At 74.3% G+C, this 19533-nt stretch carries 19 protein-coding genes and 1 riboswitch; of the genes, 13 read left to right on the top strand and 6 right to left on the bottom strand.

From position 1 onward, the window contains the following. The first annotated feature begins 151 nt into the window (after positions 1-151). The 6 genes from ACFYWG_RS14310 (at position 152) to ACFYWG_RS14285 (ending at position 5579) form a co-directional block, all read left to right on the top strand. Positions 152-1891, top strand: coding sequence for an MFS transporter (locus ACFYWG_RS14310; protein WP_383502200.1), 1740 nt, complete (start codon positions 152-154; stop codon positions 1889-1891). 90 nt (positions 1892-1981) lie between these two features. Beyond that, positions 1982-2632: a class I SAM-dependent methyltransferase gene (locus ACFYWG_RS14305; protein ID WP_389201430.1), complete on the top strand. Its 651-nt coding sequence runs from the start codon at positions 1982-1984 to the stop codon at positions 2630-2632. Positions 2633-2850: 218 nt separating this feature from the next. Continuing rightward, positions 2851-3138: a hypothetical protein gene (locus ACFYWG_RS14300; RefSeq protein WP_376323383.1), complete on the top strand. Its 288-nt coding sequence runs from the start codon at positions 2851-2853 to the stop codon at positions 3136-3138. Between the two features lie 61 nt (positions 3139-3199). After that, positions 3200-4168, top strand: a complete 969-nt coding sequence (locus tag ACFYWG_RS14295; protein WP_389201427.1) for an N-acetylmuramoyl-L-alanine amidase — start codon at positions 3200-3202, stop codon at positions 4166-4168. Between the two features lie 159 nt (positions 4169-4327). Next, positions 4328-5164 (top strand): hypothetical protein, encoded by an 837-nt coding sequence (locus ACFYWG_RS14290; protein ID WP_376323380.1) that lies wholly within the window; start codon positions 4328-4330, stop codon positions 5162-5164. A 124-nt stretch (positions 5165-5288) separates the two neighbouring features. Next, positions 5289-5579, top strand: coding sequence for a hypothetical protein (locus tag ACFYWG_RS14285; protein ID WP_376323378.1), 291 nt, complete (start codon positions 5289-5291; stop codon positions 5577-5579). A gap of 77 nt (positions 5580-5656) precedes the next feature. Here ACFYWG_RS14285 and ACFYWG_RS14280 read toward each other — a convergent pair whose 3' ends face one another. The 3 genes from ACFYWG_RS14280 to ACFYWG_RS14270 are packed head-to-tail and all read right to left on the bottom strand — an operon-like array spanning position 5657 to position 8993. Beyond that, positions 5657-6727 carry a prenyltransferase gene (locus tag ACFYWG_RS14280; RefSeq protein WP_376323376.1) on the bottom strand — a complete coding sequence of 357 codons (1071 nt, stop codon included), beginning with the start codon at positions 6725-6727 and terminating at the stop codon, positions 5657-5659. Then, positions 6724-7473: a methyltransferase domain-containing protein gene (locus ACFYWG_RS14275; protein ID WP_376323374.1), complete on the bottom strand. Its 750-nt coding sequence runs from the start codon at positions 7471-7473 to the stop codon at positions 6724-6726. The genes ACFYWG_RS14280 and ACFYWG_RS14275 overlap by 4 nt, the downstream gene beginning before the upstream one ends. Continuing rightward, positions 7467-8993 carry a glycosyltransferase family 4 protein gene (locus ACFYWG_RS14270; protein WP_389201424.1) on the bottom strand — a complete coding sequence of 509 codons (1527 nt, stop codon included), beginning with the start codon at positions 8991-8993 and terminating at the stop codon, positions 7467-7469. Before ACFYWG_RS14270 ends, ACFYWG_RS14275 begins: the two co-directional genes overlap by 7 nt. 228 nt (positions 8994-9221) lie before the next feature. Here ACFYWG_RS14270 and ACFYWG_RS14265 point away from each other — a divergent pair, with 228 nt between their 5' ends. The 6 genes from ACFYWG_RS14265 (at position 9222) to ACFYWG_RS14240 (ending at position 15749) form a co-directional block, all read left to right on the top strand. Further along, a complete protein-coding gene (locus ACFYWG_RS14265) occupies positions 9222-9863 on the top strand; it encodes a TetR family transcriptional regulator (RefSeq protein ID WP_376323370.1) in 642 nt (213 codons plus the stop codon). 39 nt (positions 9864-9902) lie between these two features. Then, positions 9903-10037, top strand: a riboswitch (cobalamin riboswitch). Between the two features lie 110 nt (positions 10038-10147). Continuing rightward, the gene (locus tag ACFYWG_RS14260; protein ID WP_389201421.1) at positions 10148-11386 is read left to right on the top strand and encodes a prenyltransferase/squalene oxidase repeat-containing protein; all 1239 of its coding nucleotides are present in this window, start codon (positions 10148-10150) and stop codon (positions 11384-11386) included. Then, positions 11383-12045: an SCO2322 family protein gene (locus tag ACFYWG_RS14255; RefSeq protein ID WP_389201419.1), complete on the top strand. Its 663-nt coding sequence runs from the start codon at positions 11383-11385 to the stop codon at positions 12043-12045. The genes ACFYWG_RS14260 and ACFYWG_RS14255 overlap by 4 nt, the downstream gene beginning before the upstream one ends. Then, positions 12038-13132, top strand: coding sequence for a CbiQ family ECF transporter T component (locus tag ACFYWG_RS14250; protein ID WP_389201417.1), 1095 nt, complete (start codon positions 12038-12040; stop codon positions 13130-13132). The genes ACFYWG_RS14255 and ACFYWG_RS14250 overlap by 8 nt, the downstream gene beginning before the upstream one ends. After that, complete coding sequence (locus ACFYWG_RS14245) at positions 13129-14838, top strand: ABC transporter ATP-binding protein (protein WP_389201415.1); 1710 nt, start codon at positions 13129-13131, stop codon at positions 14836-14838. The genes ACFYWG_RS14250 and ACFYWG_RS14245 overlap by 4 nt, the downstream gene beginning before the upstream one ends. Further along, positions 14835-15749, top strand: coding sequence for an ECF transporter S component (locus ACFYWG_RS14240; RefSeq protein ID WP_389201413.1), 915 nt, complete (start codon positions 14835-14837; stop codon positions 15747-15749). Before ACFYWG_RS14245 ends, ACFYWG_RS14240 begins: the two co-directional genes overlap by 4 nt. Positions 15750-15970: 221 nt before the next feature. On the opposite strand, the gene ACFYWG_RS14235 is transcribed toward ACFYWG_RS14240, so the two are convergent. Together ACFYWG_RS14235 and ACFYWG_RS14230 are read right to left on the bottom strand one after the other, a co-directional pair. After that, the gene (locus ACFYWG_RS14235; RefSeq protein WP_389201412.1) at positions 15971-16150 is read right to left on the bottom strand and encodes a DUF397 domain-containing protein; all 180 of its coding nucleotides are present in this window, start codon (positions 16148-16150) and stop codon (positions 15971-15973) included. Further along, complete coding sequence (locus tag ACFYWG_RS14230) at positions 16137-16964, bottom strand: helix-turn-helix domain-containing protein (protein WP_389201411.1); 828 nt, start codon at positions 16962-16964, stop codon at positions 16137-16139. The genes ACFYWG_RS14235 and ACFYWG_RS14230 overlap by 14 nt, the downstream gene beginning before the upstream one ends. Before the next feature lie 93 nt (positions 16965-17057). Between ACFYWG_RS14230 and ACFYWG_RS14225 the strand changes: the two genes are divergently transcribed. After that, entirely contained in the window at positions 17058-17459 is a 402-nt protein-coding gene (locus tag ACFYWG_RS14225) for an ATP-binding protein (RefSeq protein ID WP_389201409.1), read from the top strand. 15 nt (positions 17460-17474) lie between these two features. Here the strand turns inward: ACFYWG_RS14225 and ACFYWG_RS14220 are convergent, their stop codons facing one another. After that, positions 17475-19517 carry a phosphatase PAP2 family protein gene (locus ACFYWG_RS14220; protein ID WP_389201406.1) on the bottom strand — a complete coding sequence of 681 codons (2043 nt, stop codon included), beginning with the start codon at positions 19515-19517 and terminating at the stop codon, positions 17475-17477. Between the last annotated feature and the right edge of the window lie 16 nt (positions 19518-19533).

Below are 19533 nucleotides of genomic sequence, written 5' to 3'. Positions count from 1 at the left end.
GCGGGCTCTCCCGCCGAGTCCCAAGGGAGGGTCAAGAATTCGTTAGAGTGCCGAAGCAACGGAATAGTTGCCCGGACGAACGAGGTTCGTACTCCACGTAACGGCCCGACCCCTCGTTCCCGTGCAGTTCCCGGCCTGGAGGCCCTCCTCGATGACGCAGACGACGACAGACGGTCCCGCCGGCAGAGCGAGCGGGGCCCTGGTGCCGGTGCTCGCCTTCGCGGGCATCGTTGTCGCGGTGATGCAGACGCTGCTCGTCCCGGTGATCAAGGACCTGCCGCAGCTGCTGGACACCGCTCCCTCCGACGCCACCTGGGTCCTGACCTCGACCCTGCTGTCGGGTGCGGTGGCGACCCCGATCATGGGGCGCCTCGGGGACCTCTACGGCAAGCGCCGCATGCTGATCCTCAGCCTCGCGGTCATGGTCGTCGGCGCCCTGGTCAGCGCCCTCACCAGCGATCTGCCGGCGATGATCGCCGGCCGCACCCTCCAGGGCTTCGCGATGGGCGCCATCCCGCTCGGCATCGGCCTGATGCGGGACATGCTGCCGCGCGAGAAGCTCGGCTCGGCGATGGCCCTGATGAGCTCCTCCATCGGCGTCGGCGGCGGCCTCGCCCTGCCCGCCGCCGCCCTGGTGGCCCAGCACAGCGACTGGCACGCCCTGTTCTACGGCGCCGCCGGCCTGGGCGTCCTCTCCATCGCCCTCACCCTCCTCGTCGTCCCCGAGTCGCCGATGCGCGCCGCGGGCTCCTTCGACCTGCCGGGCGCGCTCGGCCTGTCGGCCGGACTGGTGCTGTTCCTGCTGCCGATCACCAAGGGCAGCGACTGGGGCTGGACCTCCGGCACCACACTCGGCCTGTTCGCCGCGTCGGCGGTGGTGCTCGTGCTGTGGGGCGTGATGGAGCTGCGCCTGAAGGCGCCGCTGGTGGACCTGCGCACCACCGCCCGGCCGGCCGTGCTCTTCACCAACCTCGCCTCGATCATGGTCGGCGTCTCCTTCTACGTCGTCTCCCTGGTCCTGCCGCAGCTGCTGCAGCTGCCGACGTCCACCGGCTACGGCCTGGGCCAGTCGATGGTCGTCGCGGGTCTGCTGGTCGCGCCGCTGGGCCTGACGATGATGTTCACGGCGCCGGTGTACGCCCGGCTGTCCGCGGCGTACGGCCCCAAGGTCACCCTGATCCTCGGCCTGCTGATCATCGCCGTCGGCTACGGCGCGGGTCTGGGCCTGATGAGCGCCGCCTGGCAGAGCCTGGTCGTCTCGGTGCTGCTGGGCGCGGGCATCGGCCTGGCGTACTCCTCGCTGCCCGCCCTGATCGTCGGCGCGGTCCCGGCGTCGGAGACGGGCGCGGCGAACGGGCTGAACACGCTGATGCGCTCCATCGGCACGTCGGTCTCCAGCGCGGTGATCGGCATGGTGCTGGCGAACACCGCGGACACGGTCGGCGGCGTGGAGGTCCCCACCCTGCACGGCTTCCGGGTGTCCTTCCTGATCGCCACCGCCGCGGTGGCCGTGGGCCTGGTCCTGGCGCTGTTCCTGCCGGGCACCCGCCCCTCGGGCAAGCCGCAGCTGCGGGCCGGCAGCGAGGAGGACGCCGGCCTGGAGCGCGCCGAGCAGGTGCTGCGCGGCTTCCGGGGCCGGGTGCTGGGCCCCGACGGCTCCCCCGTGGCGCGCGCCGAGGTGACGCTGATCGACCGCGGCGGCCGGCAGGCCGGCGCGACCCTGTCCGCCGAGGACGGCGGCTACGCGCTGAGCGTCCCGGCCCGCGGTTCCTACGTCGTCGCCGCCCGGGCCGCCGGCCACGGCCCGCACGCCTCGTCCGCGATCCACGCGGGCGACGACCGGCCCGTCGACCTCGACCTGTCCCTGCCGGGCGAGACCGTCTCCGCCTGACCGGCACCCGACCCGTACCCCCTGTCGTGCACGCGGCGGGGGGTACGGCACGATGGGCGCCCGGACCGTCGTACGACCGAGAGGAACCCCATGCCCGCGGCCCCGAAGCCCGAGATCCTGGCCGCGTTCGAGGCGGCGAAGGGGTTCATGCCCGCTCGCGAGGGTCTGGCCCTGTACGCGGCCGCCGTGGAGGCCGGGCGGCTGGGGCTGCCGCTGCTGGAGGTCGGCACGTACTGCGGGCGCTCCACGGTCCTGCTCGCCGACGCGGCCCGGCAGGCCGGGGTCGCCGCGCTCACCGTGGACCACCACCGCGGCAGCGAGGAGCAGCAGCCGGGCTGGGAGTACCACGACCCGGAGACGGTCGACCCCGAGATCGGCCTGATGGACACGCTGCCCACGTTCCGCCGGACGCTGCACCGGGCGGGCCTGGAGGAGCACGTGGTGGCACTGGTGGGCCGGTCCCCGCAGATCGCCGCGTTCTGGCGGACGCCGCTCGGGTTCGTCTTCATCGACGGCGGGCACACCGACGAGCACGCCACCGCCGACTACGAGGGCTGGGCCCCGCACGTCGCCGAGGGCGGACTGCTCCTCATCCACGACGTGTTCCCCGAGCCGGAGGACGAGTTCACCGGCCAGGCGCCCTACCGGGTGTACCTGCGGGCGCTGGCCTCCGGCGCGTTCACCGAGGTCTCGGCGACGGATTCGCTGCGGGTCCTGCGGCGCACCGGCCCCGGCGTCTGACCCACCGGCAGCCCGTCCCGCGGTGCGCGCCGAGGGCCCTGCCCACGCACCCGGGCCGCGGGTCCCGCGCCGCAGCAGGCCCGGGCGGGCGGGAGCGGTCCCGGCGGGTGAGGGCACGGCTGGGCGGGTGAACCGCCCCCGGCAGGCCCCCGCCCGGTCGGCCCACGGGCGGCGTGGCGCGTCGGCGCCGGGCCGCCGCTGGCCCGAGATTCGGGCGCGTGGCCCACACCTTCGAAGAGCTCGTGGAGAAGCAGCGCGCGGCGGACGAGGCGTACGCGCGCGTGCGTCATCTGCAGGACGCGTACGGCCCGCCCACCCAGACCAAGTGGAGCGAACAGCAGACCACCACCTGGGAGACGGCCTGGCGCGCCTGGCGCGACCTCGCCCGGGACGTGCAGGCGGCGGTCACCGCGTACGCCAAGCAGGAGGACACCCCGCGCACGGAGATCGAGGCACGGGTGAAGGAGGCGGTACGGCACGGGGAGGACGGCGGCGACTCCGGGTAGCGGCCACCCGCCGGGCCCCGCTCCGCCCGCCCGGCCCGCGCGCGGCCGCTAGGGTGGCAGCGTGTCGTACGCAGGCCCGGAATTCGAACCGTCCCCGCCCCGCCGCCCCCGCCGCGGCCCGCTGACCGTGGCGCTCGCCGCGCTGGTGCCGGGGGCGCTGCTCGGCTGGCTGGTGTACGAGACGGTCGGCGGCTCCGGCGGCGGTGACGACCCGGGCCGCGCGGACGTGCGCTCCTCCTCCCCCGCGGTGTCGCGGGCGCCCTCCGACGACGCCAAGGAGCCGGGCGCTTCGAAGGAGCCGGGCGCCTCGCCGTCGCCCACGAAGTCCGCCGCGGCGTCCGCCCCCGCCGCCTCCGGGCCGCTCAAGGGCAAGGTCGTCGTCATCGACCCGGGGCACAACCCGGGCAACTTCCGGCACGCCGCCGAGATCAACCGCCAGGTGGACATCGGCACCCACCGCAAGGAGTGCGACACCACCGGCACGTCCACCAACGCCGGTTACACCGAGGCCGAGTTCACCCTCGACGTGGCGCACCGGCTGCGCACGCTGCTCCAGGAGCAGGGCGCCACGGTGACGTTGACGCAGGACGGGGACCGGCCGTTCGGGCCGTGCGTGGACGAGCGGGCCCGGATCGGCAACGAGGCGAAGGCCGACGCGGTGGTCTCGATCCACGCGGACGGCTCGGGCGCCGGGAACCGCGGCTTCCACGTGATCCTGCCCGGCTCGGTCCGCGCGGGAGCGGCGGACACCCGGGCGATCGTGGGCCCTTCCCGCGATCTCGGCGAGCGCGTCGCGGGCCGCTTCGTGGCCGTCACCGGCACCGCCCCCTCCAACTACGTCGGTGACGGCGGGGGTCTCGTCACGCGCAAGGACCTCGGCGGTCTCAATCTGTCAACGGTTCCCAAGGTGTTCATCGAGTGCGGCAACATGCGCGATAGCAAGGACGCGGCGCTGCTCACCAGTGGCGCCTGGCGGCAGAAGGCCGCGCGGGGGATCTCCGAAGGAATCGTGGGTTTCCTGCGCGGGTAGGCGCGGACCGGAAGATCCCGGCGGACGCGCCGACCGGGCGGGCGATAGGGTCCCTCTTACGATGAGGGGTCACCCTTGCGCTGCACACCGGGGCCTGACGGCGGTCCGGTGAGAGCGACGCCTCTATTTGACGACGAGACGACCTACGAAGGACCTGAAGTGAATATCCGCTCCCTCACTCGGGGCGACGGCGTGGTGATCGGAGCAGCGGTGTTGCTGTTGATCGCGTCGTTCCTCGACCTGTTCTCCTTCGACAATGTCCCCGACAGCGTCGACCTTCCGAGCCTGTGGGGCAGCGGCCCGGTCGTGTTCGGCGTCGTGCTGGCCGGGATCATCGGTGCCGCGCTCGTCGTCGTCGCCCGGGGTCTGCCGCAGGCGCCGAAGGTCGCGGGGCTGGACCTCGGCCAGTTCGGCACCGCCTTCACGGTGTTCGCCGCGTGGTGCGCGCTCGGCAACGTCTTCGACGTGCCGGGCGGCTACGACAACATCGAGGGGTTCAGCAGCGCCAACGCCCCGAGTCCGGGCATCGGCATGATCCTCGCGCTCGTCGCGACGCTGCTGCTGGCCGCCGCCGCCGTCGCCACGCCGCTGGTTCCCGCCCTCAAGGGCCCGCTCGTGCCGGCCGCGCGTCCGGCCGCCCCGCAGCCCTACGGCGCGCAGCCGCCCGGTGGTTACGGCTACCCGGGCGCGCAGCAGCCGGGGGGCTACGGCCACCCGCAGCCGGGTCAGCCGCAGCCCGGGCAGCCGTTCGGCGGCCAGCCCCAGCAGGCGCAGGCCCAGCCGCAGCCCCCGGCCGGGGACTTCTCGCCGTTCTGGTTCGCCGTGCCGGTGCCGCGCCCGCTGTTCGCCGAGGACGGCTCCCCGACGCCGATCGCCGAACTCGCCCCCGGTACCTGGTACCTGGCGGTCGAGCAGCGCGGCCAGGCCCTCGTCGCGCAGACGCAGGACGGCCGCCGGGGGGTCCTGCAGGACACCTCGGGCATCCAGCGCGGCTGAGCCGCACGGACCGCACACGGCCCCTCGCCCTTCGGGCGGGGGGCCGTCGCCGTTGCCCGACCGCACCTGAACTGCTGAGCGAATGCCCGGGTTTCATCCATGGTTCGGCGGCAAGACGGGAGTCATGTCCCCTCGATATCGCAACGGTTCGAGCGCCGGCACGGCCATCGCGGTCGTCGCCGACATCATGGCCCTCATCCTGGGCCTGTGGATCCTGATGTATCTCCTGGACGCCAACCAGGGCAACAGTTTCGTCCAGTTCATCCACGACTGCGCCCGTGTCCTGGCGGGCTGGTCCCACGACCTCTTCACGTTCGACGAGGCCTGGGCCCGGGTCGTGGCGGGTTACGGACTGGCGGCGGTGGTCTACCTGTTCGTGGGCCACGCGATCGCCAACCGGGTGCAGCGGCACTGACGCCCCGGGGGCGCGGGGACCTGCGCGACCCGTCGCGCACGACCCGCGCCCTCAGGGCCGGCGGGGTGGTAGGGCTCTCAGGAGCAGCAGTCCGATTCGAGTCCGGCCGGCAGCTCCGTACCGCCGAACACCTGGCACGTCGCCTCGTGCCCGCCCAGCGCGGCCACGGCGAGCAGCAGTGATCCCGCCGTCCAGGTGGTGAGTTCGCGCGGCCAGACGGCGCCGTCGTCGAAGACGTACCCGGTCCAGTACAGGCCGCTGTCCTCGTCGCGCAGGTGCTGGATGGACTGCAGGATCTCCAGGGCCCGGTCGGACTCCCCCATCGCCCACAGCGCGAGCGCCAGTTCGGCGGACTCGCCGCCGGTCACCCACGGGTTGGGCACGACGCAGCGCACACCGAGACCCGGGACGACGAACCGCTCCCAGCCCTCCTCGATGCGGGCCTTGGCCTCCGGGCCGGTCAGCGCGCCGCCCAGCACCGGGTAGTACCAGTCCATCGAGTAGCGGTCCTTGTCCAGGAACCGCTCGGGGTGGTGCCGCAGGGCGTGCCGCAGCCGGCCGACGGCCAACTCCCAGTCCGGTTGGGCCTCCTCGCGCTGCTCGGCGATGGCCAGGGCGCAGCGCAGGGCGTGGTGGATCGAGGAGCAGCCCGTCAGCAGGGCGTCGGCCGTGGGCGTGCCGTCGTCGTCGCGCCGCCAGCCGATCTGCCCGCCCGGCTGCTGCAGGCGCAGCACGAACTCCACCGCCGCGTACACCGACGGCCACATCCGCTCCAGGAACGTGTCGTCCCCGGTGGACAGGTAGTGGTGCCAGACGCCGACGGCTATGTAGGCGACGAAGTTGGTCTCCCGGCCGCGGTCGGTGACGTCGGCGAAGTCGCCGTCGGCGTAGGCCGCGTACCAGGAGCCGTCGTCGTTCTGGTGCCGGGCGAGCCACAGGTAGGCGCGTTCGGCGGCCTCGTGCTCGCCGGCCGTGTCCAGGGCCATGGCGGCCTCGACGTGGTCCCAGGGGTCCAGGTGGTGGCCGCGGAACCACGGGATCGCGCCGTCCTCGCGCTGCACGGCGAGGACGCCGGCGACGGTCGCGGCGGCCTCCCCCGCGGTGAGGACCCCGGGCAGGACCAGGTGTTCCGTCCGGGGAGTGGTCACGTGGCGTCCGTCCCGGTCCCGGCCGTGCGCGGCAGGTGCGGCTTGGTGGCGTAGGCCACGAAGCTCTTGCCGATCAGCGGGTTCAGTGCCTGCTCGGCGACCCGGGTGGCCAGCGGCTTCTTCATGATGTCCCAGACCAGCAGCTTGTGGTACGCCCGTACCGGCAGCGCCTTGTCGTTGTCGACGCCGAACGCGCACTTCAGCCACCAGTAGGGCGAGTGCAGGGCGTGGGCGTGGTGGGTGCCGTAGGGCTTCAGGCCGGCCTCGCGGATCTTCTCCAGCAGCTCGTCCGCGCGGTAGATGCGGATGTGGCCGCCCTCGACCTCGTGGTAGGCGTCGGACAGGGCCCAGCAGACCTTCTCGGGGCCGTAGCGCGGGACGGTGACGGCGATGCGGCCGCCGGGCTTGAGCACGCGCACCATCTCGGCGAGGACGCCCTTGTCGTCCGGGATGTGCTCCATGACCTCGGAGATGATGACGACGTCGAAGGACTCGTCGGGGAAGGGCAGGGCGAGGGCGTCGCCCTCCATGGCCGTGGCGGTGGCGCCCTCGGGGGCCTCACCGGCCTCCTTCATCGCCGCGAACCACTTGGCGACCTCGCGGATCTCCTCGGCGTTCTGGTCGAGCGCCACGACCTGCGCGCCGCGCCGGTAGCACTCGAACGCGTGCCGGCCGGCCCCGCAGCCGAGGTCCAGGACGCGGTCGCCCGGCGCGAGCGGGAACCGGGAGAAGTCGACGGTCAGCACGTGGCCCTGCTTTCGGAGTTGACGCCTGCTACATCTGTCGCCGCCGCGGACACGGCTCCCGCGGCAGCGGTGGTCCCGGCACCGGAGGGGGAACCGGCACCCGAGGGGGAGCCCGCGCCGGCCGGGGTGCCCGCACCGGCCGTGAAGCCCGCGCCGGCCCGGGTTTCCGCGCCGGCCGGGACGGAAGAAGTGGGCCGGTGCGTGCGGGCGCCGGCGCCGCCGGTGCGGTCGATGGCCTCGCGGTAGCGGGCCACCGTGCCCTGCGCGGCCCTGGCCCAGGTGAAGTGGCGCAGCACGCGCGCGCGTCCGGCCGCGCCGAGGCGGGCCCGCAGGTCCGCGTCGCCCAGCAGGCGGCCGAGGCCCGCCGCCAGCGCGCCCGCGTCGCCCGGCGGCACCGCCAGGCACGTCTCGCCGTCGGGGCCGGCCACCTCGGGGATGGCCCCGCCGGTCGTGGCGAGCAGCGGGGTGCCGGTCGCCATGGCCTCGGCGGCCGGCAGGGAGAAGCCCTCGTACAGCGACGGGACGCAGGCGACCTGCGCCGAGCGCACGAGGTCGACCAGTTCCGCGTCGGAGATGCCCTTGACGAACTCGACGGCGCCGTCGAGGCCGTAGCGCTCCATGGCCTGGGCGACGGGGCCCTCGGCCGGGCGCTTGCCGACGACGACCAGGTGCGCCTGCGGGTGCTCGGTGCGCACCTTGGCCAGCGCCTCGACGAGGTGCACCAGGCCCTTCAGCGGCACGTCCGCGCTGGAGGTGGTGACGATCCGGCCGGGGACGACCGGCACGGAGGGGTCGGGTGAGAACAGGTCCGTGTCCGCGCCGATGTGCACGACGTGGATCCGGTCCTGGCGGACGCCGAGGTGGTCGACGATCTCCTGGCGGGAGGTGCCGGAGACGGTCAGCACGGACGGCAGGCGCCGCGCCACGCGCTTCTGCATGCGCGTGAAGGCGTACCAGCGCCGCACCGACAGGCGCCGCTGCCAGCCGTCGGCCGCGTCCAGCTCCAGCTGCCGGTCGACGGTGATGGGGTGGTGGATGGTGGTCACCAGGGGGGCGCCGACGTCGCCCAGCAGGCCGTAGCCGAGGGTCTGGTTGTCGTGGACGACGTCGAACTCGCCGCGGCGGGCGCGCAGATGGCGGCGGGCGCGCAGCGAGAACGTCAGGGGCTCGGGGAAGCCGCCGGTCCACATGGTCCCGACCTCGAGCGCGTCGATCCAGTCGCGGTACTCGCCGCGGCCCGGGGTGCGGAAGGGGTCGGGCTGGCGGTACAGGTCGAGGCTGGGCAGCTCGGTGAGGCTCAGCCCGTCGTGGCCCTCGTCCAGGACGGGATAGGGCTGGGAGCCGATGACCTCGACCCGGTGGCCGAGGCGGGCCAGTTCCCGCGAGAGGTGGCGGACGTAGACGCCCTGGCCGCCGCAGAACGGGTTCCCTTTGTAGGTGAGGAGCGCGATGCGGAGCGGTCGCAAGCCGTCGGCGGCCGATTCCTGCGGGGCCCCGGCCTGACTGGCCTCAGCGGTCACCCTGGGCCCCCTTCTCCCTGCACTGTCCCGCGAGATTACGCCGGGACGCTAATCTAGAACAAGTTTCAGACTTGATCGTTCGGAGGCTCCGAATCTACCGGCAGGTAGGGGCGCTGTGAGCAGTCGATCAGGTGATTCACGCCACGGCCGGCACCGTGCCATGCTGTGTGATCACCCGCCCTCACGGACGGTCACGGAACGGGACCGGCACATCCCGCAGGAGCCGAGGTGAGCGCCCAGGTGAACAAGGTGGCCAAGGCGGACCCCGCAGCCGCGACCCTCGCCGCCCCGCCCCTGACGGAGCGGCAGGAGGCCCGTCGCCGCCGCATCCTGCACGCGAGCGCCCAACTGGCCGTCCGGGGCGGCTTCGACGCCGTGCAGATGCGCGAGGTCGCGGAGTCCTCCCAGGTCGCGCTGGGCACGCTCTACCGGTACTTCCCCTCCAAGATCCATCTGCTGGTCGCCACGATGCAGGACCAGTTGGAGCGCATGCACGGCACGCTGCGCAGGAGGCCGCCGCAGGGCGCGACGGCGGCCGAGCGGGTCGCCGAGACGCTGATGCGCGCCTTCCGGGCGCTGCAGCGCGAGCCGCAGCTGGCCGACGCGATGGTCCGGGCGCTCACCTTCGCCGACCGCAGCGTGAGCCCCGAGGTCGACCAGGTCTCCCGGCAGACGACGGCGATCATCCTGGACGCGATGGGCCAGGAGGACCCGACGCCCGAGCAGCTCTCCGCGGTCCGGGTCATCGAGCACACCTGGCACTCGGCGCTGATCACCTGGCTGTCGGGGCGCGCCTCCATCGCCCAGGTCCGCATCGACATCGAGACGGCGTGCCGCCTGATCGACCTGACGGCCCCGGATCGCTCCTGACCCGCGCCCACGGGTCCCTCACCCGTCGGGGCGCCTTTTTGACGGGCGGGTACAGTAAGCGGGTCGTCATCACACCGTACGGGGGGAAGCCGGTGCAATTCCGGCGCTGACCCGCAACCGTGAACCGCCCCTCAGGCGGTGAGCCGGATCGCCGCGTACGGTTCGTGACCGGCTCGCGTGCCCGGCAGTCCGCCGGTGCACGGCACCGTCGAGGTATACGGAGCCGAGCCGCCGGGGTGTCCCGTGCTGCCCGGCTCCCCCACAGGGAGAGGCACCCGCCGATCATGAACGTCCGCCGCAGCGCCGCGGTCCTCGCCGCCGTCGCCGTGATCGGCGCCGCCACCCCGGCCGCCGCCGACCCGTCCCCCTCGCCGTCCCCGGCGCTCCCCTCCGCCCTCCACGGCGACAAGGACCCGAAGTACGACGGTGTGTGGCGCCAGTCGCTCGCGCTGCTCGCGCAGGACACCGTGGGGGTGAAGCCCGCGGCGAAGTCGGTGCAGTGGCTGGTGCGCCAGCAGTGCGCCGACGGCGCCTTCGCCGCCTACCGCGCCGACCCGGCCGCCGCGTGCGACGGCTCGACCATGGTCGACACCAACGCCACCTCCGCCGCCGTGCAGGCCCTCGCCGCGCTCGGCGGGCACGACGACGTCACCGGCAAGGCCGTCCGCTGGCTGAAGTCCGTCCAGAACGAGGACGGCGGCTGGGGCTACGCCCCCGGCGGCGCCAGCGACACCAACTCCACGTCGGTCGTCATCGGCGCCCTGGCCGCCGCCGGGGAGCAGCCGGGCGGCGTGGAGAAGGGCGGGAAGTCGCCCTACGACGCGCTGCTGAAGCTCGCCCTGCCGTGCGGTGGGGACGACGACGGCGCCTTCGCGTTCCAGCCGGACAAGAAGGGCAAGCTGTTCGCCAACGCCGACGCCACCGCCGCCGGGGTGCTCGGCGCGCTCGGCAAGGGCATGGTGACGGAGGCCGGCGAGAAGGCGTCCGGCACGGACTGCGCGAAGCCGGGCACGCCCGGGCAGGCGGCGGCCAACGGGGCCGGCTACCTCACGGCCGCGCTGGCCGCGGACGGCGACCACCTGATGTCCGCCCTGCCCGGCGCCGAACCCCAGCCCGACTTCGGCAACACCGCCGACGCCGTCGTCGCGCTCGCCGCGCACGGCGACACCGGCCAGGCGGAGAAGTCCGTGCGGTGGCTGAAGAAGAACGCCGCCGCCTGGGCCGCGCAGAACGGCCCCGCCGCCTACGCCCAGCTGATCTTCGCCGCCCACGCCACGGGCACGGACCCGCGCGACTTCGGCGGCGCCGACCTGGTGAAGCAGCTGAACGCCACCGGCCCGGCCCCGCAGGCCGCCGCCGCGAAGGCGGGCGGCCAGGACGGCGAGAACGCCAAGGACGCCAAGGACGCCGAGGAATCGGACTCGGTGTTCGGCGTCTGGTGGTACGTCGGCGTCTGCCTGGTCGCGGGCATCGGCATCGGCTTCCTGTTCAGCAGCGGCCGCCGGAAGAAGCAGCAGCCGTGATCCGCCGCGCCCTGCTGCTGCTCCTGGCCGTGCTCCCGCTGCTCGCGGGCGCCGGCCAGGCGCACGCCGCCGGCTACCGCTACTGGTCGTTCTGGGAGCGCGACGGCGACCGCTGGGTGTACGCGACCCAGGGGCCGTCCACGAGCCGCCCCTCGGACGGCGACGTGCAGGGCTTCCGCTTCGCGGTGAGCGAGGACTCGGCGGACGCGACCCGGCCGCGCGGCGCGGTGCGTTTCGACACCATCTGCGCGCGGACGCCGGCCGAGGAGGGCACCAAGCGCGTCGCCCTCGTCCTCGACTTCGGCACCGCCGCCGACGCCCCCGACGGCGAGCGTCCGCCGCCCGCCCGCACGGCCTGCGCCCGGGTCTCCCCCGACGCGACCACCGCCGAGGCCCTGGCCGCGGTGGCCGGGCCGCTGCGCTACGGCAGCGACGCCCTGCTGTGCGCGATCGCCGGCTACCCGGAGAAGGGCTGCGGCGAGCAGGTCGCACAGCGCCCGGACCCGTCGGCGGACAGCGCTGAAGGCAAGGACGGCCGGGAGACCGGGACGGAGGGCGGAACGTCCGGCGGCGGCCCGTCCCTGGGGCTGGCCGCCGGCATCGCGGTGGTGGCGATCCTGGGGGGAGCAGCCGTCTGGCAGGTACGCCGGCGTGGCTAGCACGACCCCGCCGCAGGGGCGCCCGGCCACCCTGCACCCCGGTGCCTGGTGGCTGTGGGCCCTCGCCCTGGGCACCGCGGCCACCCGCACCACCAACCCCCTGCTGCTCGCCCTGCTCGTCGCCGTCTCCGCCTACGTCGTCGCGGCCCGCCGCCCCGACACGCCCTGGTCCCGCTCCTACGGCGCCTTCGTCCGACTCGCCCTGCTCGTGCTGCTGGTCCGCCTGCTCTTCGCGACGCTCCTCGGCTCCCCCATTCCGGGCACGCACACCCTGTTCACGCTGCCGGAGGCCGGCCTGCCCGACTGGGCGCAGGGCATCCGCCTGGGCGGCAGGGTGACGGCGGAGGCCCTGGTCTTCGCGCTGTACGACGGGCTGAGGCTGGCCACCCTGCTGATCTGCGTCGGCGCCGCGAACGCCCTCGCGAACCCCGCCCGTCTCCTCAAGTCCGTGCCGGGCGCGCTGTACGAGATGGGCGTGGCGGTCGTCGTCGCGCTCACCTTCGCGCCGAGCCTGATCGCGGACGTGCAGCGGCTGCGCGCCGCCCGGCGGCTGCGCGGCCGTCCGGACAAGGGCGTCCGGGGTCTGCTGCAGGTGGGCCTGCCGGTGCTGGAGGGCGCCCTGGAGCGTTCCGTCGCCCTGGCCGCCGCGATGGACGCCCGCGGCTACGGCCGTACCGCGCGGGTCCCCGAGGGGATACGGCGGACCACCGCCGCGCTGACCCTGAGCGGGCTGCTCGGCGTGTGCGCCGGGACGTACGGGCTGCTCACCGCCGAGGGCGGCTCCTACGGCGTGCCCGTCCTGCTCCTCGGCTGCGCCGCCGCCCTGGCTGGGCTGCGGCTCGGCGGCCGCCGCTCCCTGCGCACCCGTTACCGCCCGGACCGCTGGGACGTGCGCGCCTGGCTGGTCGTGGCCTCCGGCGTGGCCGTCGCGGCTCTGCTCACCCTCGCCTCCGTCCGCGATCCGGCGGTGCTGCGGCCCGGCGTGGTCCCCCTCGTGGCGCCGACCATGCCCCTCTGGCCCGCCGCGGCGATCCTGCTCGGCCTGCTGCCCGCGTTCGTCGCCCCCGACCCGAAGGAGCCCGCGTGATCCGCTTCGAGGACGTCTCCGTGACCTACGACGGGGCCGCCGAACCCACCGTCCGCGGCGTCGACTTCGAGGTCCCCGAGGGCGAGCTGGTCCTGCTGGCGGGTCCGTCCGGCGTCGGCAAGTCGACCGTCCTGGGCGCCGTCAGCGGACTGGTCCCGCACTTCACCGGCGGCACGCTGCGCGGCCGGGTCACGGTCGCCGGGCGCGACACCCGCACCCACAAGCCCCGCGAACTGGCCGACGTGGTGGGCACGGTCGGCCAGGACCCGCTGTCCCACTTCGTCACGGACACCGTCGAGGAGGAACTCGCCTACGGCATGGAGTCGCTGGGGCTCGCCCCGGACGTGATGCGCCGCCGCGTCGAGGAGACCCTGGACGTGCTGGGGCTGGCCGGCCTGCGCGACCGCTCGATCGCCACGCTCTCCGGCGGCCAGCAGCAGCGGGTCGCGATCGGCTCGGTGCTCACCCCGCACCCGGACGTCCTCGTCCTGGACGAGCCGACCTCCGCGCTGGACCCGGCCGCGGCCGAGGAGGTCCTGGCCGTCCTCCAGCGGCTGGTGCACGACCTGGGCACGACGGTCCTGATGGCCGAGCACCGCCTGGAACGCGTCGTCCAGTACGCCGACCGGGTCGTGCTGCTGCCGGGCCCGGGCGCCGCGCCCGTGCTGGGCACCCCGGCCGAGGTGATGGCCGTGTCGCCGGTGTACCCGCCGGTGGTGGCCCTGGGCCGCCTCGCGGGCTGGTCCCCGCTGCCCCTGACGGTCCGCGACGCCCGCCGCCGGGCGGCCCCGCTCCGCGACCGGCTCGGCGACGCGCCCCCGGCGGGCAGGGATCCGGCGGACCGGCCCCGCCCAGCCGTCGCCCGCACCACCGAGCCCACCGCTTCCGGCCGCCGCTCCTGGTTCCGTCGCGACCGCCCGGCCCCGGCGGTCAAGGACGCCGCCCATGCCGCCGAGGTCCGGGCGCTGGCCGTCACCCGGGGCCGCGTCCCGGCCCTGCGCCACGTCGGCCTCACCGTCGACCCGGGCGAGACGATCGCCCTCATGGGCCGCAACGGCGCCGGGAAGTCCACCCTCCTGAACGCCCTGGTCGGCCTGGTCGCCCCCACCTCGGGCACGGTCCTCGTCGACGGCGCGACACCCCACCGGACAGCCCCGAGGGACCTCGTCCGCAAGGTGGGGCTGGTCCCGCAGGAGCCGCGCGACCTGCTGTACGCCGACACCGTCGCCGCCGAGTGCGCGGCGGCCGACGGGGACGCGGGCGCGGAGCCCGGCACCTGCCGCGCCCTGGTCGGCGACCTGCTCCCGGGCATCGCCGACGGCACCCACCCCCGGGACCTGTCCGAGGGGCAGCGGCTCGCGCTGGCCCTGGCCGTCGTGCTGACCGCCCGGCCCCCGCTGCTGCTGCTGGACGAGCCGACCCGCGGCCTGGACTACGCCGCGAAGGCCCGGCTGGCCACGGTGCTGCGGACCCTGGCCGCCGAGGGCCACGCCATCGTGCTGGCCACCCATGACGTGGAACTGGCCGCCGAGATCGCCCACCGGGTGGTGCTGCTCGCGGAGGGCGAGGTCATCGCCGACGGCCCGACGGCGGACGTGGTGGTCGCGTCGCCGTCCTACGCCCCGCAGGTGACGAAGATCCTCGCCCCGCAGCACTGGCTCACCGTCTCCCAGGTCCGCGCGGCCCTCACCGGGACCGGCCGATGACCGCCCGCACGAAAGCCGCCGCGCCCGCCCGGCCGACGCCCCGGCGCCCGGCCCGGGCCGTCCGCCTCGGCCCCCGCTCCCTCGCCGCGCTGCTCCTGGTCAGTGCCGTCGGGGTCGCCGCCGTCGGCTGGCCCTTCCTCGCCCCGCCCACCTCGGGGCTCAGCGCGCACGCGCAGGACGCGCCCTGGCTGTTCGCGGGGCTGCTGGTGCTGCTCGTGGCCGTGGTGGGCGCGTCGATCGCGGAGTCGGGTCTAGGCCCGAAGGCGGTCGCGATGCTCGGGGTGCTCGCCGCGACGGGGGCGGCCCTGCGGCCGATCGGCGCCGGCACGGCCGGTATCGAGCCGATGTTCTTCCTGATGGTGCTCAGCGGCCGGGTCCTCGGCCCGGGCTTCGGGTTCGTCCTGGGCTCGGTGACGATGTTCGCGTCCGCGCTGCTCACGGGCGGGGTCGGGCCGTGGCTGCCGTTCCAGATGCTGTCGATGGGCTGGTTCGCGATGGGCGCGGGACTGCTGCCCGGGCCGGACCGGCTGCGCGGCCGGGCCGAACTCGCGCTGCTCGCCGGGTACGGCTTCGTCGCCGCGTTCGCCTACGGCACGATCATGAACATGGCCGGGTGGCCCTTCATGGGGACGCTCGCCTCGAACGTGGCCTTCGACCCCGACGCGCCGGTCGCCACCAACCTGGCCCGCTTCTTCGCGTACTGCCTGGCCACCTCCCTCGGCTGGGACCTCGGCCGGGCCGTCGTCACGGTCGTCCTGACCCTGGCGCTCGGCCGGGCGGTCCTCAAGGCCCTGCGCCGGGCCACGCGCCGGGCGGCCTTCGAGACACCGGTCACCTTCGAAGCGCCCAGGGCAGGGGGCGGGCGTGAGACCCCCCACATGACCGGCGTCACGTACGAGGCGGGGCCGTAGCGCGAAGCCGTGGTGACGCGCAGGGCTCTCCGCCGGATATGCGGCCCGGCTTAGTAGAGGGGCTCTTTGCGCGCACCGGGCGGGCCTGTTTCGGTGGACGACCGCGCCGCGTCCGGCAGTGTGCGCGGCGCCCGGGACCGGTCACGAGCCGGTTCCCTCCGACCGGAGGCGGCGGTCCCCTGATCCCCGGGGCCGCCGCCTTCGCCGTATCCGCGGCACGGCTACTCGGCGGCGGTGGAGGCCCAGTCGACGAACGTGCTGAACGGGACGGGGTGCAGGGTCAGAACCGGCCCGTGCGGGTCCTTGGAGTCCCGCACGGCGACGGTGGCCTCCGGCGTTTCGGCGACTTCCAGGCACTGGCCGCCTTGGTCACTGCTGTAGGACGACTTACGCCACTGCATCTCCATAGCGTTCCTCCATCACGCGCCGGATGAGCCTTGCCGAGTCCCTGAGGGAGAGTGCGGCAGCTTGGAGATGATCGTATCGGAGCGAACAGTTCTTGACGGTGTCCGGATCGGCGGTCGGATGCCCGCTGCCATAGCTCTCCGTGTAGACGATGGTGGGGTCGCCGGCGAAGCGGTAGAGGTCGAATGAGCCCGTCAGTCCAGCGTGCGCCCCGACGGACAGCGGCAGCACCTGGATGTTGATGCGCGGGTCATCCTCGAACGACAACAGATGGGCGAGTTGCTCCCGCATCACCTCCGGTCCACCGATCTCCAGTTGGAGCGCGGCCTCGCTGAGGACCGCCCAGAAGATCGGCGGCTCCGGCTTTTCGAAGACGCGCTGCCGAGCGAGGCGCACCGCCGTCCGGTCCTGGAGGTCGGTCTTGTGCAGCGCGCCGAGCACGGCCTGCGCGTACCCCCGGCTCTGGAGCAGCCCGAGGACCATGTGGGTCTGGAAGGAACAGATCTCGGTGGCCCGTACCTCCAGCTCGGCGACCTGCTGGAACCAGGCCGGGAGCCTGCTGCGCAGCACCAGTTCGACGAGCCGGGAAAACAGGCCGTCCGTGCCCAGTGCCGCATCCGCCCGCTCGCTGAACTCCGGCGTCGGGACTTTGCGGGCCGTCTCGATCTGGCCCACCAAGGAGCCCGTGTAGTTGACGATGTCCCCCAACTGCCGTTGCGTCAGCCCGGCCGCCTCCCGGTGCCGGCGCAACTCGTAGCCGTAGTAGTCGAGCGGGGAGGCCCCCGGGTCGAGGGCGTTGACATGGCTCACGCGCGAAGCCCCTCTCACGCAACTCCGTCCACCACGGGACGCGTTGTATCCGTTCCGTAGCCGAGGGTAGTCACCGCACGTCAGGCTCGTCCTGTGAACGGATACATTCCCGCCCAGTACTCGATGCGCCTCACCGTCGGCGCGCACGCCCCCCGCCACGTCCGCCACATCGTCCGCTCGTTCCTCCAGGAGTGGGGCATGGCCGAGCTGTCGGACGCCGTGGAACTGGGCGTGACCGAGCTGCTGGCCAACGTCGTACGGCACGTCCCGGACCGGCGGTGCGCCCTGCTGCTGCTGCGGCAGCGGACCGGCGTACGGGTGGAGGTCACGGACGGGAGCGCCGAACTGCCGCGCACGCCGCCGTCCTTGGCCGAGGACTCGGAGGGCGGCCGGGGGCTGCTCCTGCTGGAGGCGATGGCCGACAAGTGGGGCGTGTCCCTGTGGGCGGACGGCGGGAAGACGGTGTGGTTCGAGTGCGGGGCCGGGACTCGCTGAGCCTCGCGGTGGGCCTCACCCGCGCACGGGGTGCAGGGTCGGTCGCCGGTCGGGCTCTTCGGTCGCCGCGCCGACCGGCGGCCTCGGTCCGGACAGCAGGTACGTCAGCCCGAACCCGGCCGCCACCACGACCGCTCCGCCCACCGCGTCCAGCACCCAGTGGTTGCCCGTCGCGACGATCGCGCAGAGCGTGCACAGGGGGTGCAGCAGTCCGAGGGCCTTCGTCCACCGGCGGCGGGCCAGGACGGCGATCACCACGCCGCACCACAGGGACCAGCCGAAGTGCAGGGACGGCATCGCCGCGTACTGGTTGGTGAGGTGGGTGAGCGTGCCGTAGTCCGGCTGGGAGAAGTCCTGGACGCCGTGGACGGTGTCGATGAAGCCCAGCGTCGGCATCAGGCGCGGCGGGGCCAGCGGGTAGAGCCAGAAGCCGGCCAGGGCGAGCAGGGTGGCAAGGCCCAGGGCGGAGCGGGCCCAGCGGTACTGCGCGGGGCGGCGCCAGTAGAGGAGGGCCAGGACCGTCAGCGGGACGGCGAAGTGGAAGGAGGTGTAGTAGAAGTCGAAGAACTCCCGCAGCGGGTCGATGCGGGCGACGGTGTGGTTGACCCAGCGCTCGACGTCGATGTGCAGGGCGCGTTCGAGGTCGTGGACCTGCGTGCCGTGCTCCTCGGCCTCGGCCCGCCCCGCCGCGTTGCTGCCGCCGGTCGCGGCGAGCCTGACCTCGGAGTACCCGGCGTAGGTGACGCGGATGAGGAGCAGTTCGAGCAGGAGGTTCGGGCGGGTGAGGGCCCGGCGCAGGAACGGCACGAGCGGTACGTGCCGGAAGCGGGTGGGGACGGCGGGCGCGTACTCGGCCGGTTTCGGCGCGCGGTAGTACGGCGAGGTCCGGGACAGGAACGGCAGGGCGACGGCGGCGGCGAGGGCGGCCAGCAGCACGCCGTTGGTGCGCAGCGGGTCCAGGGACGTCATGTCCGGGAACAGCGCCTTGGTCGGCAGGGTCATGACCAGCACGACGGCGGCCGGCCAGACGTACCGGTCGGAGCTGCGCGTGCCGACCCGGCCGACGGCCGCGAGCAGCACCCACAGCAGCTGGTGCTGCCAGGCCGTGGGCGAGACGGCGATCGCGGCGCAGCCGGTGACGGCGACCGCGAGCAGCAGCTGGCCGTCGCGGAAGTAGCGCACGGCCCGGCGCAGCGCGAGCACGGCGACGGCCGCGCCGAGGGCGAGGAAGAGGGCGATCTCCAGCGGGCCGCTGAGGCCGAGGCGCAGCAGGGCGCCGTGCAGGGACTGGTTGGCGAGGCCGTCGGCCGGGCCGCCGAGGCCGGCGCCCGCCAGGTGGTGGACCCAGTAGCGGTAGGAGTCGGCGGGCATGACCGCCCAGGCCAGGCCGGTGCAGGCGGCGAAGGTGGCCCCGGCGGACAGGGCCGCGCCGCGGCGGCCGGTGCACCACAGCAGGGGCGTGAACAGCAGCAGTGTCGGCTGGAGAGCGGCGGCGAGACCGATGAGCAGGCCGCTGGTGCGCTGGCCGTGCGTGGCGAAGCAGCCCAGCAGGACGAGCAGGACCGGGATGATGCTGGTCTGGCCGAGCCACAGGGCGTTGCGCACGGGCAGGGAGATCATCAGCAGGCTGATGGCGACGGGGGTGGCCAGCAGGGCGGTGCGGCGGCCGACGGGCTGGGGCAGGGCGCGGGCGGCGAGCACGCCCAGGGCCACGACCAGCAGCAGGGTGCCGAAGGTCCAGCCCCAGCCGAGGGCCTGCTCGGCGGAGCGGGTGAGGGGCTTGAGGACGAGGCCGTTGAAGGGCGTGCCGGTGAAGCGGGTCGAGTCGTAGAGCGAGCCGTTCACGTGCAGCACGCCGTTCGGTCCGACCCAGGTCTCCAGGTCGGTGAGGCGCTCGCCGCGCGGGGTGGCGAGGACGACGGCCACCTGCCGGGCGGCCAGCAGGGCGACGAGCAGCCAGAGGCCGAGGCGGGCGGCTCTCAGGCGCGGGTGGTCCCGGCCGACGGCCGTCGCCCTGATGGATTCCGCCGGTCGCCCGTCGCGATTCGCCTGAGACATGCCCTTGCGACCTCCC

Source organism: Streptomyces sp. NPDC003456 (assembly GCF_042878735.1).
Taxonomy (GTDB): Bacteria; Actinomycetota; Actinomycetes; order Streptomycetales; family Streptomycetaceae; genus Streptomyces.
The sequence above is the reverse complement of the archived record's forward strand: the minus strand, read 5'-3'. Positions and strand labels throughout refer to the sequence as shown.

Bases quoted from the DNA above. Each gene is read 5' to 3' on its own strand.
- ACFYWG_RS14310 (WP_383502200.1), top strand. From the start codon at position 152: ATGACGCAGACGACGACAGACGGTCCCGCCGGCAGAGCGAGCGGGGCC.
- ACFYWG_RS14305 (WP_389201430.1), top strand. From the start codon at position 1,982: ATGCCCGCGGCCCCGAAGCCCGAGATCCTGGCCGCGTTCGAGGCGGCG.
- ACFYWG_RS14285 (WP_376323378.1), top strand. From the start codon at position 5,289: ATGTCCCCTCGATATCGCAACGGTTCGAGCGCCGGCACGGCCATCGCG.
- ACFYWG_RS14260 (WP_389201421.1), top strand. From the start codon at position 10,148: ATGAACGTCCGCCGCAGCGCCGCGGTCCTCGCCGCCGTCGCCGTGATC.
- ACFYWG_RS14240 (WP_389201413.1), top strand. From the start codon at position 14,835: ATGACCGCCCGCACGAAAGCCGCCGCGCCCGCCCGGCCGACGCCCCGG.
- ACFYWG_RS14235 (WP_389201412.1), bottom strand. From the start codon at position 16,150: ATGCAGTGGCGTAAGTCGTCCTACAGCAGTGACCAAGGCGGCCAGTGC.
- ACFYWG_RS14220 (WP_389201406.1), bottom strand. From the start codon at position 19,517: ATGTCTCAGGCGAATCGCGACGGGCGACCGGCGGAATCCATCAGGGCG.